The 18,002-nt window shown below is 66.1% G+C and carries 13 protein-coding genes; 8 read left to right on the plus strand and 5 right to left on the minus strand.

Features of this window, described 5'->3' with window-relative positions; translation table 11 throughout:
- The first annotated feature begins 387 nt into the window (after nt 1–387).
- Nucleotides 388–1,668, plus strand: a complete 1,281-nt coding sequence (locus tag E1261_RS00075) for a helix-turn-helix transcriptional regulator (protein WP_165952275.1) — start codon at nt 388–390, stop codon at nt 1,666–1,668.
- Here the strand turns inward: E1261_RS00075 and E1261_RS00080 are convergent.
- A complete protein-coding gene (locus E1261_RS00080) occupies nt 1,641–3,377 on the minus strand; it encodes a S9 family peptidase (RefSeq protein WP_132399719.1) in 1,737 nt (578 codons plus the stop codon). The genes E1261_RS00075 and E1261_RS00080 overlap by 28 nt on opposite strands.
- A gap of 1,564 nt (nt 3,378–4,941) precedes the next feature.
- Between E1261_RS00080 and fxlM the strand changes: the two genes are divergently transcribed.
- The 7 genes from fxlM (at nt 4,942) to E1261_RS00120 (ending at nt 13,937) form a co-directional block, all read left to right on the plus strand.
- On the plus strand, nt 4,942–6,165 hold the full coding sequence (fxlM, locus tag E1261_RS00090; RefSeq protein WP_132399722.1) for a methyltransferase, FxLD system: 1,224 nt from the start codon (nt 4,942–4,944) through the stop codon (nt 6,163–6,165).
- Between the two features lie 70 nt (nt 6,166–6,235).
- Nucleotides 6,236–6,406 (plus strand): FxLD family lanthipeptide, encoded by a 171-nt coding sequence (locus E1261_RS00095; RefSeq protein WP_132399725.1) that lies wholly within the window; start codon nt 6,236–6,238, stop codon nt 6,404–6,406.
- 85 nt (nt 6,407–6,491) lie between these two features.
- The gene (locus E1261_RS00100) at nt 6,492–9,569 is read left to right on the plus strand and encodes a lantibiotic dehydratase (RefSeq protein ID WP_202874223.1); all 3,078 of its coding nucleotides are present in this window, start codon (nt 6,492–6,494) and stop codon (nt 9,567–9,569) included.
- Nucleotides 9,566–10,780: a lanthionine synthetase C family protein gene (locus E1261_RS00105; protein WP_132399731.1), complete on the plus strand. Its 1,215-nt coding sequence runs from the start codon at nt 9,566–9,568 to the stop codon at nt 10,778–10,780. Before E1261_RS00100 ends, E1261_RS00105 begins: the two co-directional genes overlap by 4 nt.
- A gap of 218 nt (nt 10,781–10,998) precedes the next feature.
- On the plus strand, nt 10,999–11,823 hold the full coding sequence (locus tag E1261_RS00110) for a thiopeptide-type bacteriocin biosynthesis protein (RefSeq protein WP_165952276.1): 825 nt from the start codon (nt 10,999–11,001) through the stop codon (nt 11,821–11,823).
- Nucleotides 11,824–12,300: 477 nt separating this feature from the next.
- Nucleotides 12,301–12,885: an RNA polymerase sigma factor gene (locus tag E1261_RS00115; RefSeq protein ID WP_132399737.1), complete on the plus strand. Its 585-nt coding sequence runs from the start codon at nt 12,301–12,303 to the stop codon at nt 12,883–12,885.
- A complete protein-coding gene (locus E1261_RS00120; RefSeq protein ID WP_165952277.1) occupies nt 12,882–13,937 on the plus strand; it encodes a CU044_5270 family protein in 1,056 nt (351 codons plus the stop codon). The genes E1261_RS00115 and E1261_RS00120 overlap by 4 nt, the downstream gene beginning before the upstream one ends.
- A gap of 78 nt (nt 13,938–14,015) precedes the next feature.
- On the opposite strand, the gene E1261_RS00125 is transcribed toward E1261_RS00120, so the two are convergent.
- The 4 genes from E1261_RS00125 to E1261_RS45015 form a co-directional block, all read right to left on the minus strand.
- The gene (locus tag E1261_RS00125; RefSeq protein WP_132399743.1) at nt 14,016–14,717 is read right to left on the minus strand and encodes a peptidase inhibitor family I36 protein; all 702 of its coding nucleotides are present in this window, start codon (nt 14,715–14,717) and stop codon (nt 14,016–14,018) included.
- Nucleotides 14,718–14,857: 140 nt separating this feature from the next.
- A complete protein-coding gene (locus tag E1261_RS00130) occupies nt 14,858–15,568 on the minus strand; it encodes a DNA-directed RNA polymerase subunit alpha C-terminal domain-containing protein (protein ID WP_132399746.1) in 711 nt (236 codons plus the stop codon).
- Nucleotides 15,565–16,545, minus strand: coding sequence for an SAM-dependent methyltransferase (locus E1261_RS00135; protein ID WP_165952278.1), 981 nt, complete (start codon nt 16,543–16,545; stop codon nt 15,565–15,567). Before E1261_RS00135 ends, E1261_RS00130 begins: the two co-directional genes overlap by 4 nt.
- A gap of 143 nt (nt 16,546–16,688) precedes the next feature.
- Nucleotides 16,689–17,531: an SAM-dependent methyltransferase gene (locus E1261_RS45015; RefSeq protein WP_165952279.1), complete on the minus strand. Its 843-nt coding sequence runs from the start codon at nt 17,529–17,531 to the stop codon at nt 16,689–16,691.
- Nucleotides 17,532–18,002 lie beyond the last annotated feature (471 nt).

Consider the following 18,002-nt stretch of genomic DNA (forward strand, 5'->3'; position numbering starts at 1 on the left):
GCGAGACGCGGTCGAGCTGCGTACCCTCCGGCTCCAATTTGCATGAAGCTGCAACCCCGGCGTTGATCGTTTCCAAAGGCCGGCTGGGTATCGGGGGTCCGACTGTGGGTCAGCCCGTCCCCTTGTCGACTGCATGCAGGAGCCAACCGATTGTCTTGCGCCTGTGCTGCTCGACGCTGACAGGTTCGCGCTTCTGTCGCCGACGACTTGGGGATCAGGCTGAGCGGCTCGAAGGGAAAGCTAAGGGGACCTCGTCTGGGGTTGCTGAAAGTGTCGGTTCTGTGTCCTAACGTAAGATTGCTTACGGCGGGTGTTGTGCCGTTGGTGATTTGCCTAGCTGGTCGGTGCCGGGGTCATCCTGGATGAGGAGTGCAAGAGGAGGCGGAGGTGGCGCAGTTTCCTCGTCCTCTGTCTCCGCAAGCCTCAGTGCGCGATGCGTTTGGAGCGGCTGTCCGTGATCTGCGTGTACGACGGCATCTGTCTCAGGCGGACCTGGGCTCGCTGGTATTCGTCAGCAAGGATCAGATCGGCAAGATTGAAAAGGCCCAGCGCTGGCCGACCGCTGAACTGATCGCGGACCTTGACCGCGAACTCGGCGCTGCTGGACTCCTTCAGGCGTTCGAGCCGGGTCTTCGCTCGCAGCGTCGCATCGCTCAACCTCCTCTGCGACGAGTCGAGACCACGCTCGAACGAGCAGCGCTCGACTGGCTGACCACCTCGACAGGTGAGGTCCGCATCCTGGGGTCCAGGGATGACGAAGCGGTCGACGAGGAGGACGTCGCGGCGGTTGTTCAGCAGCTCGCTCGATTCCGAGAGCTCGACCATCAGCATGGCGCCGGCCGGACTCATCAGTTGGTCTCGGGCTACGTGGCTGTCGACCTCGAGCATCTGTTGACACGGGTGCCAGTTGATGAGGCGACAGCGACGAAGCTGTATGCGACCGCGGCGGGCTTTTGGGAGCTCGTCGGCTATCAGGCGATTGACCTCGGCCGTGATGACCATGCCCGCGACTGCTATTTGCGGGCTCTGGAACTCACGACAGCAGCTGGGGATCGGCTCTATGGCGGCTACCTTCTGGCGGTGAGCAGCGCTCATCTCGCGCTCCACGGAGGCGATGTCGATCAGGCGCTGCGCATGGCTCGAACGGGCCTCCACGGAACCTCTGATATCGCAGATCCCACCGCGCGTTCTGCGTTCGAGGCGGTGCTGGCGAGAGGGGAGGCCCGTCGCGGTGACGAGAAGGCGGCCACGAAAGCTTTGCTGCGTGCTGAGACCCAATTGGCGTCCGCCGCTCCGGGCAATGCGCCTGCGTGGATCGGATACTTCACTCCGGCATACCTGGCCGACGAGATGGCGCATTGTTTTCATGACCTCGGCCATCAGGTCCTTGCTCAGGAGCAGGCCGGTGAAGCCTTGAGTCAGATTGCGTCAGGCCACGTTAGGCGACTTGCGATCGACACGGCGTTGATGGCTTCGTCATTGGCGAGAGCGGGTGATCCGGAGCAAGCATGCGTTGTCGGCCGCGAGGCGGTCGATCTGGCTGCACAGACATCGTCCGCGCGGAGTCGGCATCGGATCGACGGGCTACGTCAGGATCTTGTGCCGTACTCCGATCTGAAACCGGTTGTTGAATTCGGGGACTACGTACGCTTTGCGCTTTCTGACTGACCGAGCATTCGGCGGAAGAACGACAGTTCCGCGTCGAGCACCTTCGCGGTTAAGTCCGGCGCGCTGAGTGTGTGGCTCGACGTGTTCAGGATCAGTAACTCGTGGTCAGCTCCTTGAGCATCCAGGCGTGCGGCTAGTTCGAGCGTGTCCTGGGCTGGGGTGATCGGATCGTGAAGCCCGTGCACGAGTAGGGCCGGGCGCTCGATATCGACAGCGCTGACGGCGATCGCGCCATCCGCCAAGGCGGACGCGTGGGCGCGCTGAAATCGTGGCACGGTGGCTTCCCAGGTCCGCGGGTCGATGATGGGCGACCTGGCGGCGGCTGCCCGGAATGGTCCGCTGCTGGTGGCGGCGCGAAGGGCTGTGTAGCCGCCGGCGCTGGATCCGCAGATGAAGATCTCGGTGGCGGAAGTGAGGCCAACCGCGATGAGGTGCCGAGCTACCGTCACACAGTCCGCCACGTCGTACGTTCCCCACCGGCCGTAGAGGCTGCGTCGGAACTTCCTGCCGTGGCCGGTGCTTCCCCTGTAGTCGACGTCTGCGACGGCGAAGCCGTGGCGAGTGAAGAAGTCGGTCTGTGGGTCACGCCGAAGAGAGATCTCGTCCGTAGGCCCGGGATGTGCACGGACGATGATCGGGGCTTTCCAAGTGCCTGCGGCATCGGCCGGTGGATGCAGCAGGAAGTCGATGCCGGCGACCGAGAGTCGCTCGGGCTGATCGCTCTTGTTCTGTGGAGGCTCTTGCCCGGCGATGACTGAGTACGATCCATCCCTTTCGACGAGTACGACGGATGGCGCAGTGGTTGGGGTCGCGGCGATCATGGCGATGGTGTTGTTCACAGAGCAGAGATAGGGCTTGATTGCGGTGTAAGGCAGATCGACGTTGTCAGAACGCCCATCCTCATGGATGAGTACAAGGCGGTCCTGGAGGTCTTGGCGGACGCGAACTGCTACGGCCCCGTCCTCCAAGAACGCATAGCTTCGGTAGCCGAGCTCCCATGGTGCGGCCGCACAGTCAGCAGCCATCGGCGCGACGGCAGATGTACGGTCGCCGTCCCACCTGTACAGATTGAGCCAACCCGTTCGATCGGACACGAAGTAGAGATCCCCATCCGGACCCCACTGGGGTTCTACGACCGATTCAGAGAGCCCGCCGGCTACAAGCACTGGAGTTCCCAGGGAACTGCCCGGATGACTGCCGTACTGAGCCACCCAGAGTTCGGTGCTGTCCCAGGGCATCTGATCGGCGTCCCAGCTCAACCAGGCCAGGTAGCCGTTCCTGGGCTGAGGTGAAGCGAGGAAGCTCGAGGACTTCCAGAGTTCGCGCACGTGCCCAGTTGATGTGTCGACCTCGACCAGACGGTCCCCGCTTGTTGTCTCGCAGAGAGCGAGAACGGCCTCACCCGAGACGACCAGATCACCGAATCGATCGGCAGACGCCTCGGTCAACGGCGTCGCCTCCGCGGGACTGAGCCGGTGGATCCGGCCGTCCCGCGACGAGATGCCCCACACCCCGTCGGCGGACACTGCCACCGATCCACCGCCGTAGGCATGGGTGTCGTTACCCACTGCGAAGCCCTGCGGTGCGGCGAAGGCGACCCCGTCTCTGGCGGTCCACTTGACGAGTTGGTCGCCCGCTCCGCTCGACTGGATCCAGAACAGAGAGCCGGCGTGCGAAAACAGGCCATCGTACGCCGCAGGAATCGCCACGCTCCGATGCTATCGAAATCGCCTTGCGCAGCAGCTACCAACTCGTAACTGAGGATCGCTGCCATGCGGACAGCCTGACTGTCCGCATGGCATGTATCGACTCGTGCGCGCTGCATCTCCAGACTCAAACAGGTAGCAGCACGTAACGACGGGCCACCATCAGTCAGCCGCTTGATCGGCCGATGGGCCGTATTGCGATAGGAGCGAGGCATCAGATGGCGCGCGATTCGGAAACCCCGCAGAGACCTCTTGCGCTCTGTGGGACTAGAGGTTTGTCCGCTGCTCCTCGCGTGTTCGTACTCGATCGGCATCGTGACTTGTCGGGTGTGTCCGGTACAGGTGTTGTTGCCGAAGGCGTCGAATGGAGCGATGGGTCGGTCGCGTTGCGGTGGTCGGGCGAGAATCCGACCACGGTGGCGTTCGAGACCGGCATGGTCGGTGTCGAGGCGGTTCACGGTCACGGTGGCGCAACCGAGGTGCGGTTCCTCGATGAGATGCGGCGGGGTCGTGTGCCGTCAGATTTCGAGTACCCGCTCTCCACGGGGAAGCGGGCCCCTGCAGCGAGCTGCGATGGCTTGTGCTGCGGGTGCGGCGGGGCGTGGCCGTGCACGCGGTGCCCAGACGCCTTGGATTCCTGAGCCATCAACCTGGACGGAGATCTTCATGCAACGGGTTCACTGCTACTACGGGCAGCACGTCGTAGTCACCGCGAAAAGTCGCGCCGAAACGATGGCCAGGTTTGTTGCCTCTGCACAGCGGCCTGGCCTCGAGCCGGCTGCGGGCGGGATCGCCCTGGTAACCGTCCCGCTGTCTTTGATCATGGACCGGCGACGTACCGGGTCTCCCTCTAAAGCCGGTGAGCGGGCGCGCAGCCATTGGGCTGCTCCCCGCTCGCCGTTCCACCCCGAGGGCCCAATGCGCGGTTCTCGGTCGGCTCCGCTGCTCTCGTCGTCTCCGGGCGCGCTTGGGCGAGGGCAGCGCGATCCAGTTTCCCTAAGCGGTGAGGCGGGTGCGGCGACCCCTGCGGCGAGCATGACCGGAGCGCAGGACGGCGCTACGACCGTGCTGGTCCTCGAAGCTACATCCGTCTCACCTTGGAAGCCTCGGGCATCGACCGCCCCGGAGCGGGTGCTCCGCCAGCGGCTGGTTTCGACCGGTGGCACACCTTTCGCGGGTGTCTGGTTTGTTGGCGGAAGTTCGGGGTCTGTTGATCATCGGTGGCGCGGAGGCCGCTCTCGCCCAGGTGGCGTGGGCCGGAGCTACGGCAACGCGCGCCCGGACACTACCGCGGCTCTGAGCGAACCGGCGATCGGTAATGGTGTCTCGGGTACGGAGTTGATGACACCGACTCGAACCGTTGTGGCCGCCGAGCGGTCCGAGGTCCAGGCGCCGCGGGCTGACCGACGTATCCGTCAGCCTGGTTGCCCGAAGCGTTACCGGTTCCTGTCCATTCAGTAGTCAACCGCACGAAGCCCACTAGTACCCCGAAAGGATCATTGTGACCGATCGTGAAGGCCCGCCCGGCCCCGTTCATGACCAGGAAGATGTGACTACACTCCGTGACATGAATGTCGCTGATGTTGACCTAGCTACCTCTGCCGAGTCACCGCGCGCCGCCCTGGTCGCCCAACTGCGTGAGCAGGGTTCGTTGCGCACCGATCGCGTGACGGCCGCTTTCCTCGCTGTCCCGCGGCATCTGTTCCTTCCCGGTGTCTCGCTGACGAGGGCTTACGAAAACGACTCGGTGGTCACGAAACGCAATGAGCACGGTGTCTCGATCAGTTCGGTCTCGCAGCCGGGGATCGTGGCGATGATGCTGGAGCAGGCCGAGGTCGAGCCCGGGCACCGGGTGCTGGAGATCGGCTCGGGTGGTTACAATGCCGCGTTGCTGACCGAGTTGGTCGGACCGGACGGTGCTGTGACCTCGATCGACATCGACGCGGATGTCATCGACCGGGCACACGCCGGTTTGGCGGCGTCGGGATACACCAGCGTGAACGCCTTCCGTGCTGATGGCGAGTTCGGGGCCAAGGACGATGCCCCGTTCGATCGGATCATCGTGACCGTGGGTGCCTGGGATGTCCCTCCGGCGTGGGTGGAGCAGTTGGCCGAAGACGGCCGGATTGTCGTCCCGGTCCGGATGCGTGGCCTGACCCGATCGGTGGTTTTCGAGCGCGACGGCGACCAGTTGGTGAGCCGATCGGTTGAGGTCTGCGGGTTCGTCGCGATGCAGGGCGCCGGCGAGCACGACGAGCGGCTGGTGCTGCTGCACGGCAAGGAGATCGGGCTGCGCTTCGACGATGAACCGCCGGGTGATGTCGACTTGCTGAACGGTGTCCTTGCGTCGCCGCGGACCGAGGTCTGGTCGGGTGTGACGGTCGGCAACACCGAACCGTTCGACACCCTCCAGGTGTGGCTGGCGACCACCGTGCCGGGGTTTTGCTGGCTCGCCGTCGATCCCGAACTCGACACAGACATCGTCAAGCCGGCCAACCGGATGGCCAGCCCTGCCGTGGTCGACGGCGCAACGTTCGCCTACCTCACTATCCGGAAGGCATCGTCAGAGCCGGGCACCTCGGTATATGAGTTCGGGGTGCACAGCCACGGCCCTGACGCCGAGACGGTTGCCGCGCGGTTCAACGAGCAAGTCCAGGTCTGGGACCGCAGCCACCGTGGCGGAAAGGGCCCCAGGGTCACAGCCACGCCTGTTGGCGCGCCAGACGAGCCGCAGCCGGGCGGTTCGGTGATCCGCAAGAAGCACGTCACCCTCACAGTCTCCTGGACCTGACAGCGGCACCGTCCGCTCACGGGATCTGGGCTTCGGGAATCAACCACCACAACAGTTAGAAAGGCCAACCATGACCGTCACCACGCTCGACACCACTGCCCTCGACGACGAGTTCGACCTGGAGATGCGCGTCTTCGAGTCCGGCGAGCCGATCGCCGCGCTGCTGCGCAACACCGACGACAACTGCGGCTCCACCTGCGTGGGCACCGCGTGCCCGACCAACGTCGCCAACCCGTCCTGATCTAGGGCCAATCGGGTGTGCCGGATGCAGTCTCGTCCGGCACACCCGACCACCGTGAGGACCCTGACCCGGGGAGGTCTTGACCGTGAAAGCACCGCGATCGCTCTACCGGCACAGCGGCATCATGTTGCTGAGGGCCACCACCTGCGACCCCGATCTCAAGCTCCCCGCCTGGCCGGCAGGCGTGCTGGACAGCGATGCCGAGTCGTGGAGCCACTGGCTGGCCGACCTGTGGGACATCACTGAGTTCCGCGACGCGGTGACGATCTCCACCCCGGACTTAGCACGGCAACTCGGTCAGATCCTCAATGTGGAAGGGCCAACAGCCCGTCAGTTGCACCGTATCGTCTTGTCGGTCGCGGCCTACCTCTTACGGTGGCAAGGACGCGCAACCCCGTTCGGTCTGTTCGCAGGGGTCGCGCTATCGCGGATCGATCCGGATGGTTCAGTCCGCTGGAGCGATCGGCAGTCCATCCAGACCAGCCCAGACGCGCACTGGCTCGCCGCGGTCATCGACCGCCTGGACCACGATCCAGCCCTGCTGGAACAGCTACCGGTGATGGTGAACAATGCCAGCTTCCTGCGTGGCGACCGGATCGTCACGCCTGGCCAGCCCAGCAGCATCGCACCGAACGAACTCGCGCCACTGGAGGTCTCAGTCCGCGCCACCGGGCCAGTCCGGGCCGCGATGGCCAAGACCCGCCGCCCGATCCGCTACAGCGACCTGGTCGTTGGACTGAGTGCTGAATTCCCGACCGCGACCGAGGCACGTATCCGGGCCCTGCTGGGAGAACTCCTGGCCAGCCACGTGTTGCTGACGAGTCTGTGGCCGCCGATGACCAGCACCGACCCGCTAGGCCACGTCCTGGTCCAGCTCGAGGGGGCAGGAAGCGGCGAGCTGCCGTCCGTGCTTGCGATCGAGCGCGAACTGCGCAGCGTCCACGCAGAACTGGCCCCGCGCAGGCACAGCGCGATCGACCCAAGGTTGCCTGAACGCATGAAGGCGGTCGCGGACACGGCCGGGCAGCCGCTGGTTGTCACCAGCGGTCTTGATATCGACATCGCCGTACCCGGCACAGTGCTTCGTGAGGCTGAGATTGCTGCAACGACTCTGGTGCGATTGACGCCGTTTCCGTTCGGACAGCCAGCATGGAAGGCGTACCACGCCCGGTTCCTCGACCGCTTCGGTGTCGGCGCCGTGGTGCCACTGCGCAACCTCGTGCAGGATGCTGGCCTGGGTGTGCCGGCCGGCTACCTGGGCTCGGGTCGAAAACAGGGCCCCGCGCCGTTTACTCCTCGCGATGAAACGCTGCTGGGCCTGGTGCAGACCGCGATCATGGCCGGCAACGACGAGATCGAGCTGACCGAAGCGACGATCGCCTCGCTCACCGTGGGTGACACTGCCGAGATGCTCATCCCGCCCGCTACAGAACTGTCCTTCCAGATCCACGCCGAATCCACCGAACACATCAAGCGCGGCGACTTCCAGATCGCGGTGATCGCCGCGCCGCGCACGTCGAGCAGCATGATCGGCCGCTTCGCTGGCCTGCTTGCTCCAAGCGACCGTGATCAGCTTGCCAAGACACTGGCGTCACGACCGACAGCGACCCCTGATGCGGTCCTCGCCCAGTTGTCGTTTCCTCCGCGAGGGCGGCGCAGCGAGAACGTCATCCGCGTACCAGAGTTGCTGCCGAGGCTGATCTCGCTGTCCGAACACCGCGCCCCTGCTGACGATCTGATCTCGCTCGATGATCTGGCGGTCACCGCTGATGCTCGCCAGATTCGCCTGGTCTCACAGTCCACCGGGCAAACGGTGGAACCGGTGGTCTTGCATGCGTTGGAAGCCAGCGTGCAAACACCGCCCTTGGCACGCTTCCTCGCTGAGATCGCGACTGCGCGTTCCGCGGTCTACGGGCCGTTCAACTGGGGCGCTGCCGGCCAGCTGCCCTACCTCCCGCAACTGCGCCACGGACGGACGATCCTGTCGGCCGCGCGGTGGCTGGTGACGGCTACGGATCTGCCGGCCGCAACTGTCGCGGCGACGGTTTGGGACGAGGCGTTCGCTGCGTGGCGGCACCGGTTCGGTGTGCCCAGCGCGGTGGTGATGTGCCACAGCGACCTGCGGTTGCCGATCGACCTCGACCAGCCGGTTCATCGCGAGCTTCTCCGAGCCCGACTCGACCGGGGCGGACGTATCGAGCTGCGCGAAGCCCCAACAGTCAACGATCACGGATGGTGTGGTGGCCGTCCCCACGAACTCGTCGTTCAACTGCACGCCGACCCGCCACCGCCGAACCGCAGCACTCCAGAGCGTTCGGTCCGGGCAGTTCCGATCGATGCCGGTCATCTGCCCGGCAGATCGAGCTGGCTCGCAGTGCATGTTCACGGGCATCAAGATCGCCAGGACGAGATCTTGACCGATCATCTGTCGAAGCTGTTCGACGATTGGGACAGTGGACCTCCAATGTGGTGGTTCCGTCGCTACCGGGACCTGGCAAAACCGGAGGCGGACCGCTATCTGCGCCTCTATATCTCAACGCCCGGCCCCGGCCAGCACTCGCAGGCAGCGGCGCGGCTGAACGGCTGGGCCAACCGACTGCGAGCCAGCGGACTCGTCCCTCACATCGACCTGACCACCTATCACCCGGAGACGGGACGATACGGATTCGGCGCTGCGATGGCAGCTGCCGAAGCCGTGTTTGCCGCGGACTCGATCGCTGCTGTCGCACAGATTCACACCTCAATCCGGAGCAATGTCGAGCGCCAAGCACTGACTGTCGCGGGCCTGGTCGATCTCACGATCTCCTTCGACGGGTCAATGGCCGGCGGAATGCGGCGATTGATCGACGAGCTGCCACACGAACACGTCACGCTGGATCAGCGCCTCCGCGACACCGCGATGAGCCTGGCCGATCCGAGCGATGACTGGGCGGCGCTGCGATCAATCCCCGGTGGCGAACGGGTTCTTGACACCTGGAGACAGCGGCGTGCAGCGCTTACTGAGTACCGCCATCAGTTGACCGCCGCCAAGGATGCGCCGCCGGTGCTCAGATCGTTGCTCCACATGCATCACGTCAGGACCCTCGGTGTCGACCCGAAACAAGAAACGATAGGTCGGCGTCTCACCCGCTCGGTTGCACTGCGATGGGCAGCCACCTCATGAGGACCGCTTTAGCCGACGCCGCAACGGTGATCGCCGACCAACTCACTCAGCCTCGGCAGTTCGCGCCAGGTGAGCGGTGGCGGGCGCAGTCACTGGCCAAGGACGCCGCAGGGATCGCGCTCCTGCACATCGAACGCGCGCATCAGGGCCACGGGGACTGGGCAACAGCCCACACCTGGCTGAAGGCAGCAACCGCGGCAGACATCAGCGCCGCCGACGACGCGGGCCTCTACTTCGGCGCACCGGCAGTCGCCTTCGCACTGCACACCGCGAGCGGCACCGGGCGATACTCCAAGGCACTAGCCGGCCTCGACACCTACGTCACCGCCCTGACTCATCGTCGTCTCGACCGCGCCGAAGCACGCATGACTCGCGCCGAGGTGCCCAGCCTCGGCGAATTCGACCTCATCTACGGCCTGACCGGCATCGGCGCCTACCTGCTGCGCCGTGCCCCCGGCGGCGACGCCCTCCAGCGAACGCTCAGCTACCTCGTTCGCCTCACCGAGCCCATCGACGTCGACGGGACGATGCTGCCCGGCTGGTGGACATTCCATGACCCGTCGTTCAAGGAGTCAGCTGCCTTCCCTGGTGGTCACGGCAACCTCGGTCTGGCTCACGGCATCGCAGGGCCCTTGGCGCTGCTCTCGCTGGCGCTCCGAGCCGGCATCGTGGTCAACGGTCAGGTCGACGCCATCGAGCGGATCTGTGCATGGCTGGACACGTGGCGCCAACACGACCGCGAAGGTTCCTGGTGGCCGCAATGGGTCAGCCGCGACGAACACCAAACACAACGGACGACACAGGAAGGACCGCTTCGGCCGTCGTGGTGCTACGGCACACCCGGACTGGCGAGAGCACAGCAACTCGCCGCCATCGCCACCGACGATCCGGCCCGCAAACAGATGGCTGAGCAAGCACTGATCGCCTGCCTCGCTGACCAGACCCAGGTCGACCGGATCATCGACACCTCGCTCTGCCACGGCTGGGCCGGGCTCCTCCAAACCGCCTGGCGAACGGCCATCGACTCAGGCAACCCCGCGTTCGACACCCTCCTCCAGCACCTTGCAGCTCAGCTAATTGCCCGCGGCCTGCCAGGTCACGGTGACGGGCAGGGGTTCCTCGAAGGCGATGCAGGACTGGCGCTCGCCCTACACACGGCCAGCGGCAGACCGACGGCCAGCGGATGGGACAGCTGCCTGCTCATCAACTGACGCACGCAGTCCACCCACACACCAACCGACATGGAGACCGGCCCCCAATGATTCTCACTACGTCACTGCCCGACATCGAACACGGAGTGCTGGACGTTCTGGCTGGCCGGCCACTCTCGCAGGCCGCAAGTCATCGGGGCATACCGGCCGCGGAGCTCGCCGAGGCCGTCGAGTGCTACCGAACCGCTGGACGCGCCGCCCTGGAGCCGCACACACGAGTGGGCTGGCAGCAGGTCAACCTCGAATTCGCTGACTGGAACTCCATCGAACAAGAACCAGCAGCCCGGCTACGAGCAGCCCTGGAACGTGCCCAGGCAGCAGGCGCGATCGCGTCATGGTGGTTCATTCGCAAGGCACCCTGCTGGAGGCTACGAATCCACCCAGGCAGCACCACAACCCCGCAAGCAGCAATGCAGCACATCGACCGCCCGATCCGCGACCTTACGGTCTCAGGACATATCACCAGATCCTGGACGAGCATCTACGAACCCGAGACCGCAGCATTCGGCGGACACCGAGGGATGCGGATCGCACACAACCTCTTTTACGCCGACAGTCACGCCATCCTGAACTACCTCACCACGACAACCAGCACTACCGAGCACCCTGTCGGGCGGCGCGAACTGTCAACCGTCTTGTGCAGCGCCCTCATGCGCGGAGCCGGGCAGGACTGGTTCGAGCAAGGCGACATCTGGAGCCAAATCGCGGAACTCCGCCCCGTACCGTCAGGCACATCCCTCGAGCGTCTGCCCGAGCTGACCGCAAACTTGCGGCATCTCATGACAATCGACACCAGACCGACAAGCGCCCTGATCACCGGCAGCACCCCATTGGCTTTTGCCTCAGCCTGGATCGAGGCCTTCAGCCGAGCCGGCGCCGCACTCGCCGCGACACCACTCACCAGAGGTGTCCGCGAGACCATTGCCCACCACATCATCTTCCACTGGAACCGCATAGGTCTGTCCGCGACAACACAAAGCATCCTCACACGAGCGGCCAAGGCCGCGGTCTTTCCGCCCGGTACCCAAAGCGTCGACACATGACAGTCAACGAGCGCGGGCGAAATTAGAATTCGGCGAAACCAGTGCAGTGGATGACAGCCATCGAAAGGCCGACAAGCTACTGCCGGACCTGCCACGCACCTGACCGGCTTGCCGTCCTGCGGCCGATCCAGCTGAAGGGGCGCGTCGGTTGCGGGCAGGCCGCCGGACATATGTCTAGGAGTCGATGCCAGCAATCTCGCCAGCATTCGTCTGGCCGCTGGACCGTGAGCGGGGAGCGGTGGGTCTGTTTGGGAATCGGGGCTGATCGGAGCCTTAGTTGGGTGACATCCTGAAGGTGATGACAGCGGAACTAGATCGTTGTCGGGAGAGATGCCCGAGACCGCAGCGCCGAAGTCATGTGAGGCTGACGCGGCGGAGGAGTCTCTCGCAGGTTCGCGATCCAGCGGCGAAATCTGCAGAGTTGCTGCTGCCTGTAAGAAGTCCGGGACGATCGGCCATATACGGGGTGTGGAACCGATGAGCGAGCCAGGACCGGTCGACCTTGAGAGGTTGTACCGGGAGCACTACCGCGCGGTGCTGCGGTACGTCGTACGGCGTACCGGTGACCGGGCGGACGCGGACGACGTCGTTGCGGATGTGTTTCTGGTTGCGTGGCAGCGCCGTGCTGAGCTGCCGGCGGCGCACGCGTTGCCGTGGCTGTACCGGGTGGCTGCGAACGTGCTGTCGGACGTGCGCCGTTCTGAGGAGCGGGCGGGGCGGGCCTATGAGCGCGTCGGCAGCGACTTGGCGACCTGGGTTGAGCCGGTGCCGGGGGATCGCCTGATGGCGTTGGAGGCCGCGGGTGCGCTGCTCGAGCCTCTGAGTCCGAAGGACCGGGAGGTACTGATGCTGCACGCCTGGGAAGGTCTGCGGGGCAAGGACCTGGCCACTGCGCTGGGTTGCTCGGTCACGTCGGCGTCGGTACGTCTGCACCGGGCGCGACACCGGGCCCAACGGCACCTGACCGCCGCAGGCGCTCTGGACGCTGAGCCCGGGGCCCGGCGGAGCGGTTCCACGGTCGTTACCAGTGGCAAGTCCAGGACGCAGGGAGAGAGCTCATGAAGAACGACATCACTGATCTGCTGCGGCAGGGTGACCCCGCGGTCGGGATCGACGACGGACCACTCGGCGGGCATGAGCTCGCCGGGCTGGAGCGGGTGCAGAGACGGATCGCAGCCGAGGGACAGGTCGCTGGCGCGACATCAACCACGAAGGCGCAGGTGCGCCGGTGGCCGAGACGGCGTACGGTCCTGGTCGCTGCCGCGGCCGCGGTCGTGGTGGGTGCCGGTGTTGTGGTGGTGGATCCGTTCGGCTCGGCGCCGGCGGCGACGGCGACGCTGCCGTTGCTCGGCGCGGCTGAGACTGCGGCGGGGCGCCCGGCCAAGGCCGAGCTGCTGGCGCTGGCCGCGGTCGCGGTCAGAGACACGATGCTGCCGGGGAATACCGGTCCGCTGCACGTCGTGCGGACGCGGGCGTGGAATCTGGAAACCCGGGTCGACGGCCCGGACACCAACAACTCGGTCGTGCTGCCGCAGGAGATCACGCTGCAGTGGAACTCCGCGGACCTGTCGGGCCAGCAGACGGTGGCGACGGGCCAGCCGGTGATGGTGGCCGGGCAGAGCGAGGAGGCGTGGCGTGAGGCCAGTCAGCAGCGAACAGAAAACCGTCCCGACAACGAGACGTCTTGGCCCGCCGGTTCCTACCAGCCTGCGTTCAAATACCCGCTCGAGGCAGCCACACTGCCCGCGATGCTCAACACGGCTTTCCCGACCGAGATCGACGGGACCGGGAAGATGACGATGGGGATCACGGCCCTGTACGGGGAGTCGACGCCACCGCCGGCAGTTCGGGCTGCGGTGCTGCGCACGCTGGCCGGTCGCGGTGACGTGGTGGCGCTGGGCCGGATGTCCGACCGGGCGGGGCGGCCCGGGCTCGGGTTCGCCGTGGACACGACCTACACCGGCTGGCCCCGGCGGCACGTGCTGATCTTCAACCCGTCGACGGGCACGTTGCTGGCCGAGGAGGACGTGCTGACGGGAAAGCCAGGAGCGTTGGATCTGCCGTTCCCGTCGGTGATCGGCTACCGGTTGTTCAGCCCGCCCACAAGCCGGTAAGACGATGGGGGCCGCTCTGGATCCGCCTGCAGTGCGGATCCAGAGCGGCCCCTGGTGACAGGTGCTACCGGTCAGTGGTCAGAAGGTGAACCAGGACGACAGCTTGCCCTTGTAGCTGGCGTCAAGGACGGAACTCTTGGAGTTCTCCTGCTCGACCCACATGTAGCCGCTGTAGTTGGCGCCGTCGCAGGCCTGGACCCTGGTGTTGGTGTCGGTGTTCACCCAGCTGTAGGTCGAGTTCTCGAACCCCCACTGCTGAGCCGTGCTCTTCGTGGTGGCGCCGGTGAACTGCAGACGCCGACCAGCGAACTTCTCAGCGGTGTAAAAGCAATAGTAGTCCTTCGCGGTGATCCCGGACGGGCATCCTTCGACGGTCTGGGCGCCGAACTGGGACTCAACCGAAGTGATGCCGGCGCGCTTGAGCGCGTCCGGGCGGATGTTGGTCCCGAGGCCGTCCGGGGCGGTGGTCTGGCCGGGGCTGGGCCACACGACGGTGGTGCCGTTCTCGGGGACGTAGATGGCGTTGTCGCTGACCTGGATCCCGGTCGGCTGCAGCTTCAGCAGCTCGGCCATCTCCTGGGCCACCGACGACGCTGTGGCGACGTCCACGCTCTGACCGGTGTCATAGCCCGCCCACACTTGGGGCTGGCCGGTGGCGGCGGCGGGGGAGTGGTCGGTCAGGGGCTGGGCGGTGGCCGGTACGGCGGCCGAGAGGATGCCGGTCGCGAGGACGGTCGCGAGGACGGCGGCGCGGACGCGCCGGGTGAGCTTGTGGTGCATGGGCGGTGTTCTCCTTCGGGTCAGGGCCTCACTTGGCCCAGGGCCCGGCCGCGCGGGCATGCGCGGCCGGGAGATTGTGGGCTCCTGCTGCTCGGCGAGCGGCGTGGTGCGCCACGGGCGGCGCCGAGCTGGGAGCGGGGTTAGGGCGGTGCCGGGCGGGGACCAGCTCGCACGAGATGAAGCGGCGGTGGTGGCGCGTGCCGCCGGCCCCGCAGGTACTCGGGTAGGCCGCGAGGCCGCCGGGTCGCGTCGGGCTGCGGGAATCCGGGCGCGAGGGTTTGTAGGAGGCCTTGAGCCTGCTCGTGTATGACGGCGTCGCCGCGCTCGAGCGCGCACATGGCGAGCTCAGCGATGATCGCGATCGACTCGCGGGCCCGCTCACCGGGCTGGTGCATGACCCGGCCTGCGGTGTGGCGAGCGGCGAGTGCGTGGAAGGTGGCTTCGCGGATCAGCTGGACCGTCAACGGGCCGACATTCGGCAGCTCGAGCAGCACGGCGTTGGTGACTGAGGCGACCTCTTCGGCGGTGTGGAAGCCTGCCCTCTTCAGGACGTTGAACGATCGGGCCTGGAGTGCTTCGTGGAGGTCTTCGAGCGGGATCTGGTCCAGGGGATGCTGACCGTGCTGGCTGGCGAGGACGGCGCGGATCGTCGCCAGGCCTTCCGGGCCGATCTGCCGTACGTCGAGCAGGTCGGCGTCGCTGGCCGCGACCAGTTCGGTAACGGTCGCGACGCCGGCACGCTCAAGGATGCCTGTGAGCCGGGTCGGCAGCGGCGGCTGGAGTCCGCAGAGCGGGCTGGGCGCGATGTCGCGGCCGCTGAAGAGTGGGGGCGTACCGGGTTGGCTCGTCATTGGGGGCCTGGTTTCTGCCCGATGCCGCCGGCCATGAGGTTGCGGGCGGCGTTGTAGGCGCTGTAGGGATACCTCTTGTCGTCGTCGTCCTTGGTGGGCCAGTCGCGGCACGCGACGACGCCGTTTTCCAGGAGGTGTTGTCCCGGGAACAGGGCCCGGATCTCGTCGAGCGAGCGAAACCGAACGACGGGACCCATGCCTTCGCAGAACCCTTGCTCGGCCTGTAGCGCGTCCTGGACCAGCTCGGGATCCTCCGGGATGTGCAGGTCGCTGATCACCGTGCAGGAGCCTGCCGCTGCGGCGGCGACGTAGGCCTTCATCACCTTGGCCACCGCGGCCACCTCGCCGCAGTGCTGATGCAGGGTCGCGGTCTGCAGGATCGCGATGGGCTGTGACCAGTCCAGGAATGCCTGCACTGTTTCGTCTCTGAGCAGCCCTTTCGGGTTGAAGATGTTGCCGGCGATCACCTCGGTGTTGTCGTTGGTGGCGAGCAGGGCCCGGGCGTGGGCGACGACCATCGGGTCGTGGTCGACGTAGAGCACTTTTGCGTCGGGGTTGATCGATTGCACGACGTCGTGGATCGGGTTCGGGGTCGGGATCCCGACCCCGCAGTCGAGGAACTGGGTGATGCCGACCTCATGCACGAGGTAGGTGCAGGCGCGCTCGCGGAACTCTTGGTTCTCGGTAATCACCGTGCTGAAGCCGGGTGAGAATTTGAGGACGGTGGCGATGACCTCGCGGTCGGCGGCGAAGTTGTTCTTGCCTCCGGTCAGACCGTCCCAGACCCGTGCAGGATTCGGACTCCGCTCGTCGAACTCCACGGGTCGGGCACCGGCATAGCCGGGCGGGAGACACCAGCTCCGAGAGGAGACAACCGCGGCCGACCCGCTGCTGAGGTGCTGAAGCCGCTGGTGCTGATCGTCACCGACGCCGGTCTGGTCATCCGCCGCGGCCGGTGCGATGTGTTTCGTGTTCATCTGTGGGGCGGTTGTTCCTGTCCGATGCTGGCGCGCTCGAGGAGGCTGGCGATTCGGGCGGACAGCTGTGGATCGAAAGCGTCGGGCGGTGTCGCCGCGATGTAGTCCCCCGGGGCGCAGAGGAGCGGTGCCGGGATGGTTCCTCATCGCTGACCTGGCTTGCGTCCGATGCCGCCGACGATGAGGTCGCGGAAGACGTTGTCGGACTTCTCGGGCGGTTGATTGGGCCAGTGGCGGCACGCGACGATGCCGGGGTTGAGGAGTTCCTGGCCGGGGAAGAGGGCGGCGATCTCGTCCGGTGCTCGGAACCAGCCGGTACTGAGACCGGCGAGAAAGATCTTCTCGATGTCGCGCGCGACCCTGTGGCCGCCGGGCTGGTCGGGGTCGACGAGGTGGCTGATCACCGTGCAGGAGCCGGCTGCAACCGCGTCGATGTAGGTCTGCATCACCTCGGTCAGCTCGGCGGCTTCGCCCGGGTGGTGGTGCAGGGTGGCGGTGTGGATGATCGCGACCGGTTGCGACCAGTCGAAGAACGTCTTCACGATGTCGTTCTCGAGCAGCGTGGTCGGATCGAAGATGTCGGCCGCGACGACTTCGGTGTTGTCGTTGGTCTGCAGCAGCGCCCTGGCGTGGGCAAGGACTATCGAGTCGTTGTCGATGTACAGCACCTTCGCGTCAGGCCGGACGGCCTGGACCACTGCGTGCAGGGGGTTCGAGATCGGGAGACCGGCCCCGCAGTCTAGGAATTGGGTGATGCCCAGTTCACCGGCCAGGTAGGCGCCGGCCCGGATCAGGAACTGCTGGTTGTCGACGGCAACCATGCTGAACTCGGGTGCGAGATCCCGGATGGCGGCCACGACCTCACGGTCGGACGCGTAGTTGTTCTTGCCGCCGAGCAGGCAGTCCCAGACCCGTGCACTGGCAGGGACGCCGATGTTGAAGCCGACGTCGGCCGTGTCTGGGTGCGGGTCGTGCTGGCTGCTCACAGTGGCAAGGGCCTCTCGGGCTGCGCGGCTGGAGTGGGGAGGGTGGGCCCGGTGGGTGATCGTGCGGCGACCACCCACCGGGCGATGCGGGATCCTCGGCGGTTCCTGGGAGGGGTATCGACCTGCCGACGGGGGAGTGGCGGATCGACGGCCGCCGGGATCCCGGTCTGGGGTGGTGCTGGAGACAAGGGTGTCGGTGTCATGAACCGAGCCCGCAGTGAGGGGAGGTCGGCCTCGTCTCCGGCACCAGCTGGTGGGGAACTCGCTTCGGCGAGCTGGTGTTCGACCCGGCCGGCGGCATCGTCCTGGGGGGACGACCGGTGTTAGTCGTCCTCGTCGCGCCAGCGGCGGAACTGGTCGTTGAGCCGGGCGAACCAGCGGTGCGCCCAAGTCCTCGTTGAGGCCAGTCGCCGGGTGAGCCACTCCATGGGGTCTCGCCCAGCCCGGTGCCGTCAGGGGCAAGGCCCCTGT

This window comes from Kribbella albertanoniae, from assembly GCF_004348455.1.
Classification (GTDB): domain Bacteria; phylum Actinomycetota; class Actinomycetes; order Propionibacteriales; family Kribbellaceae; genus Kribbella; species Kribbella albertanoniae.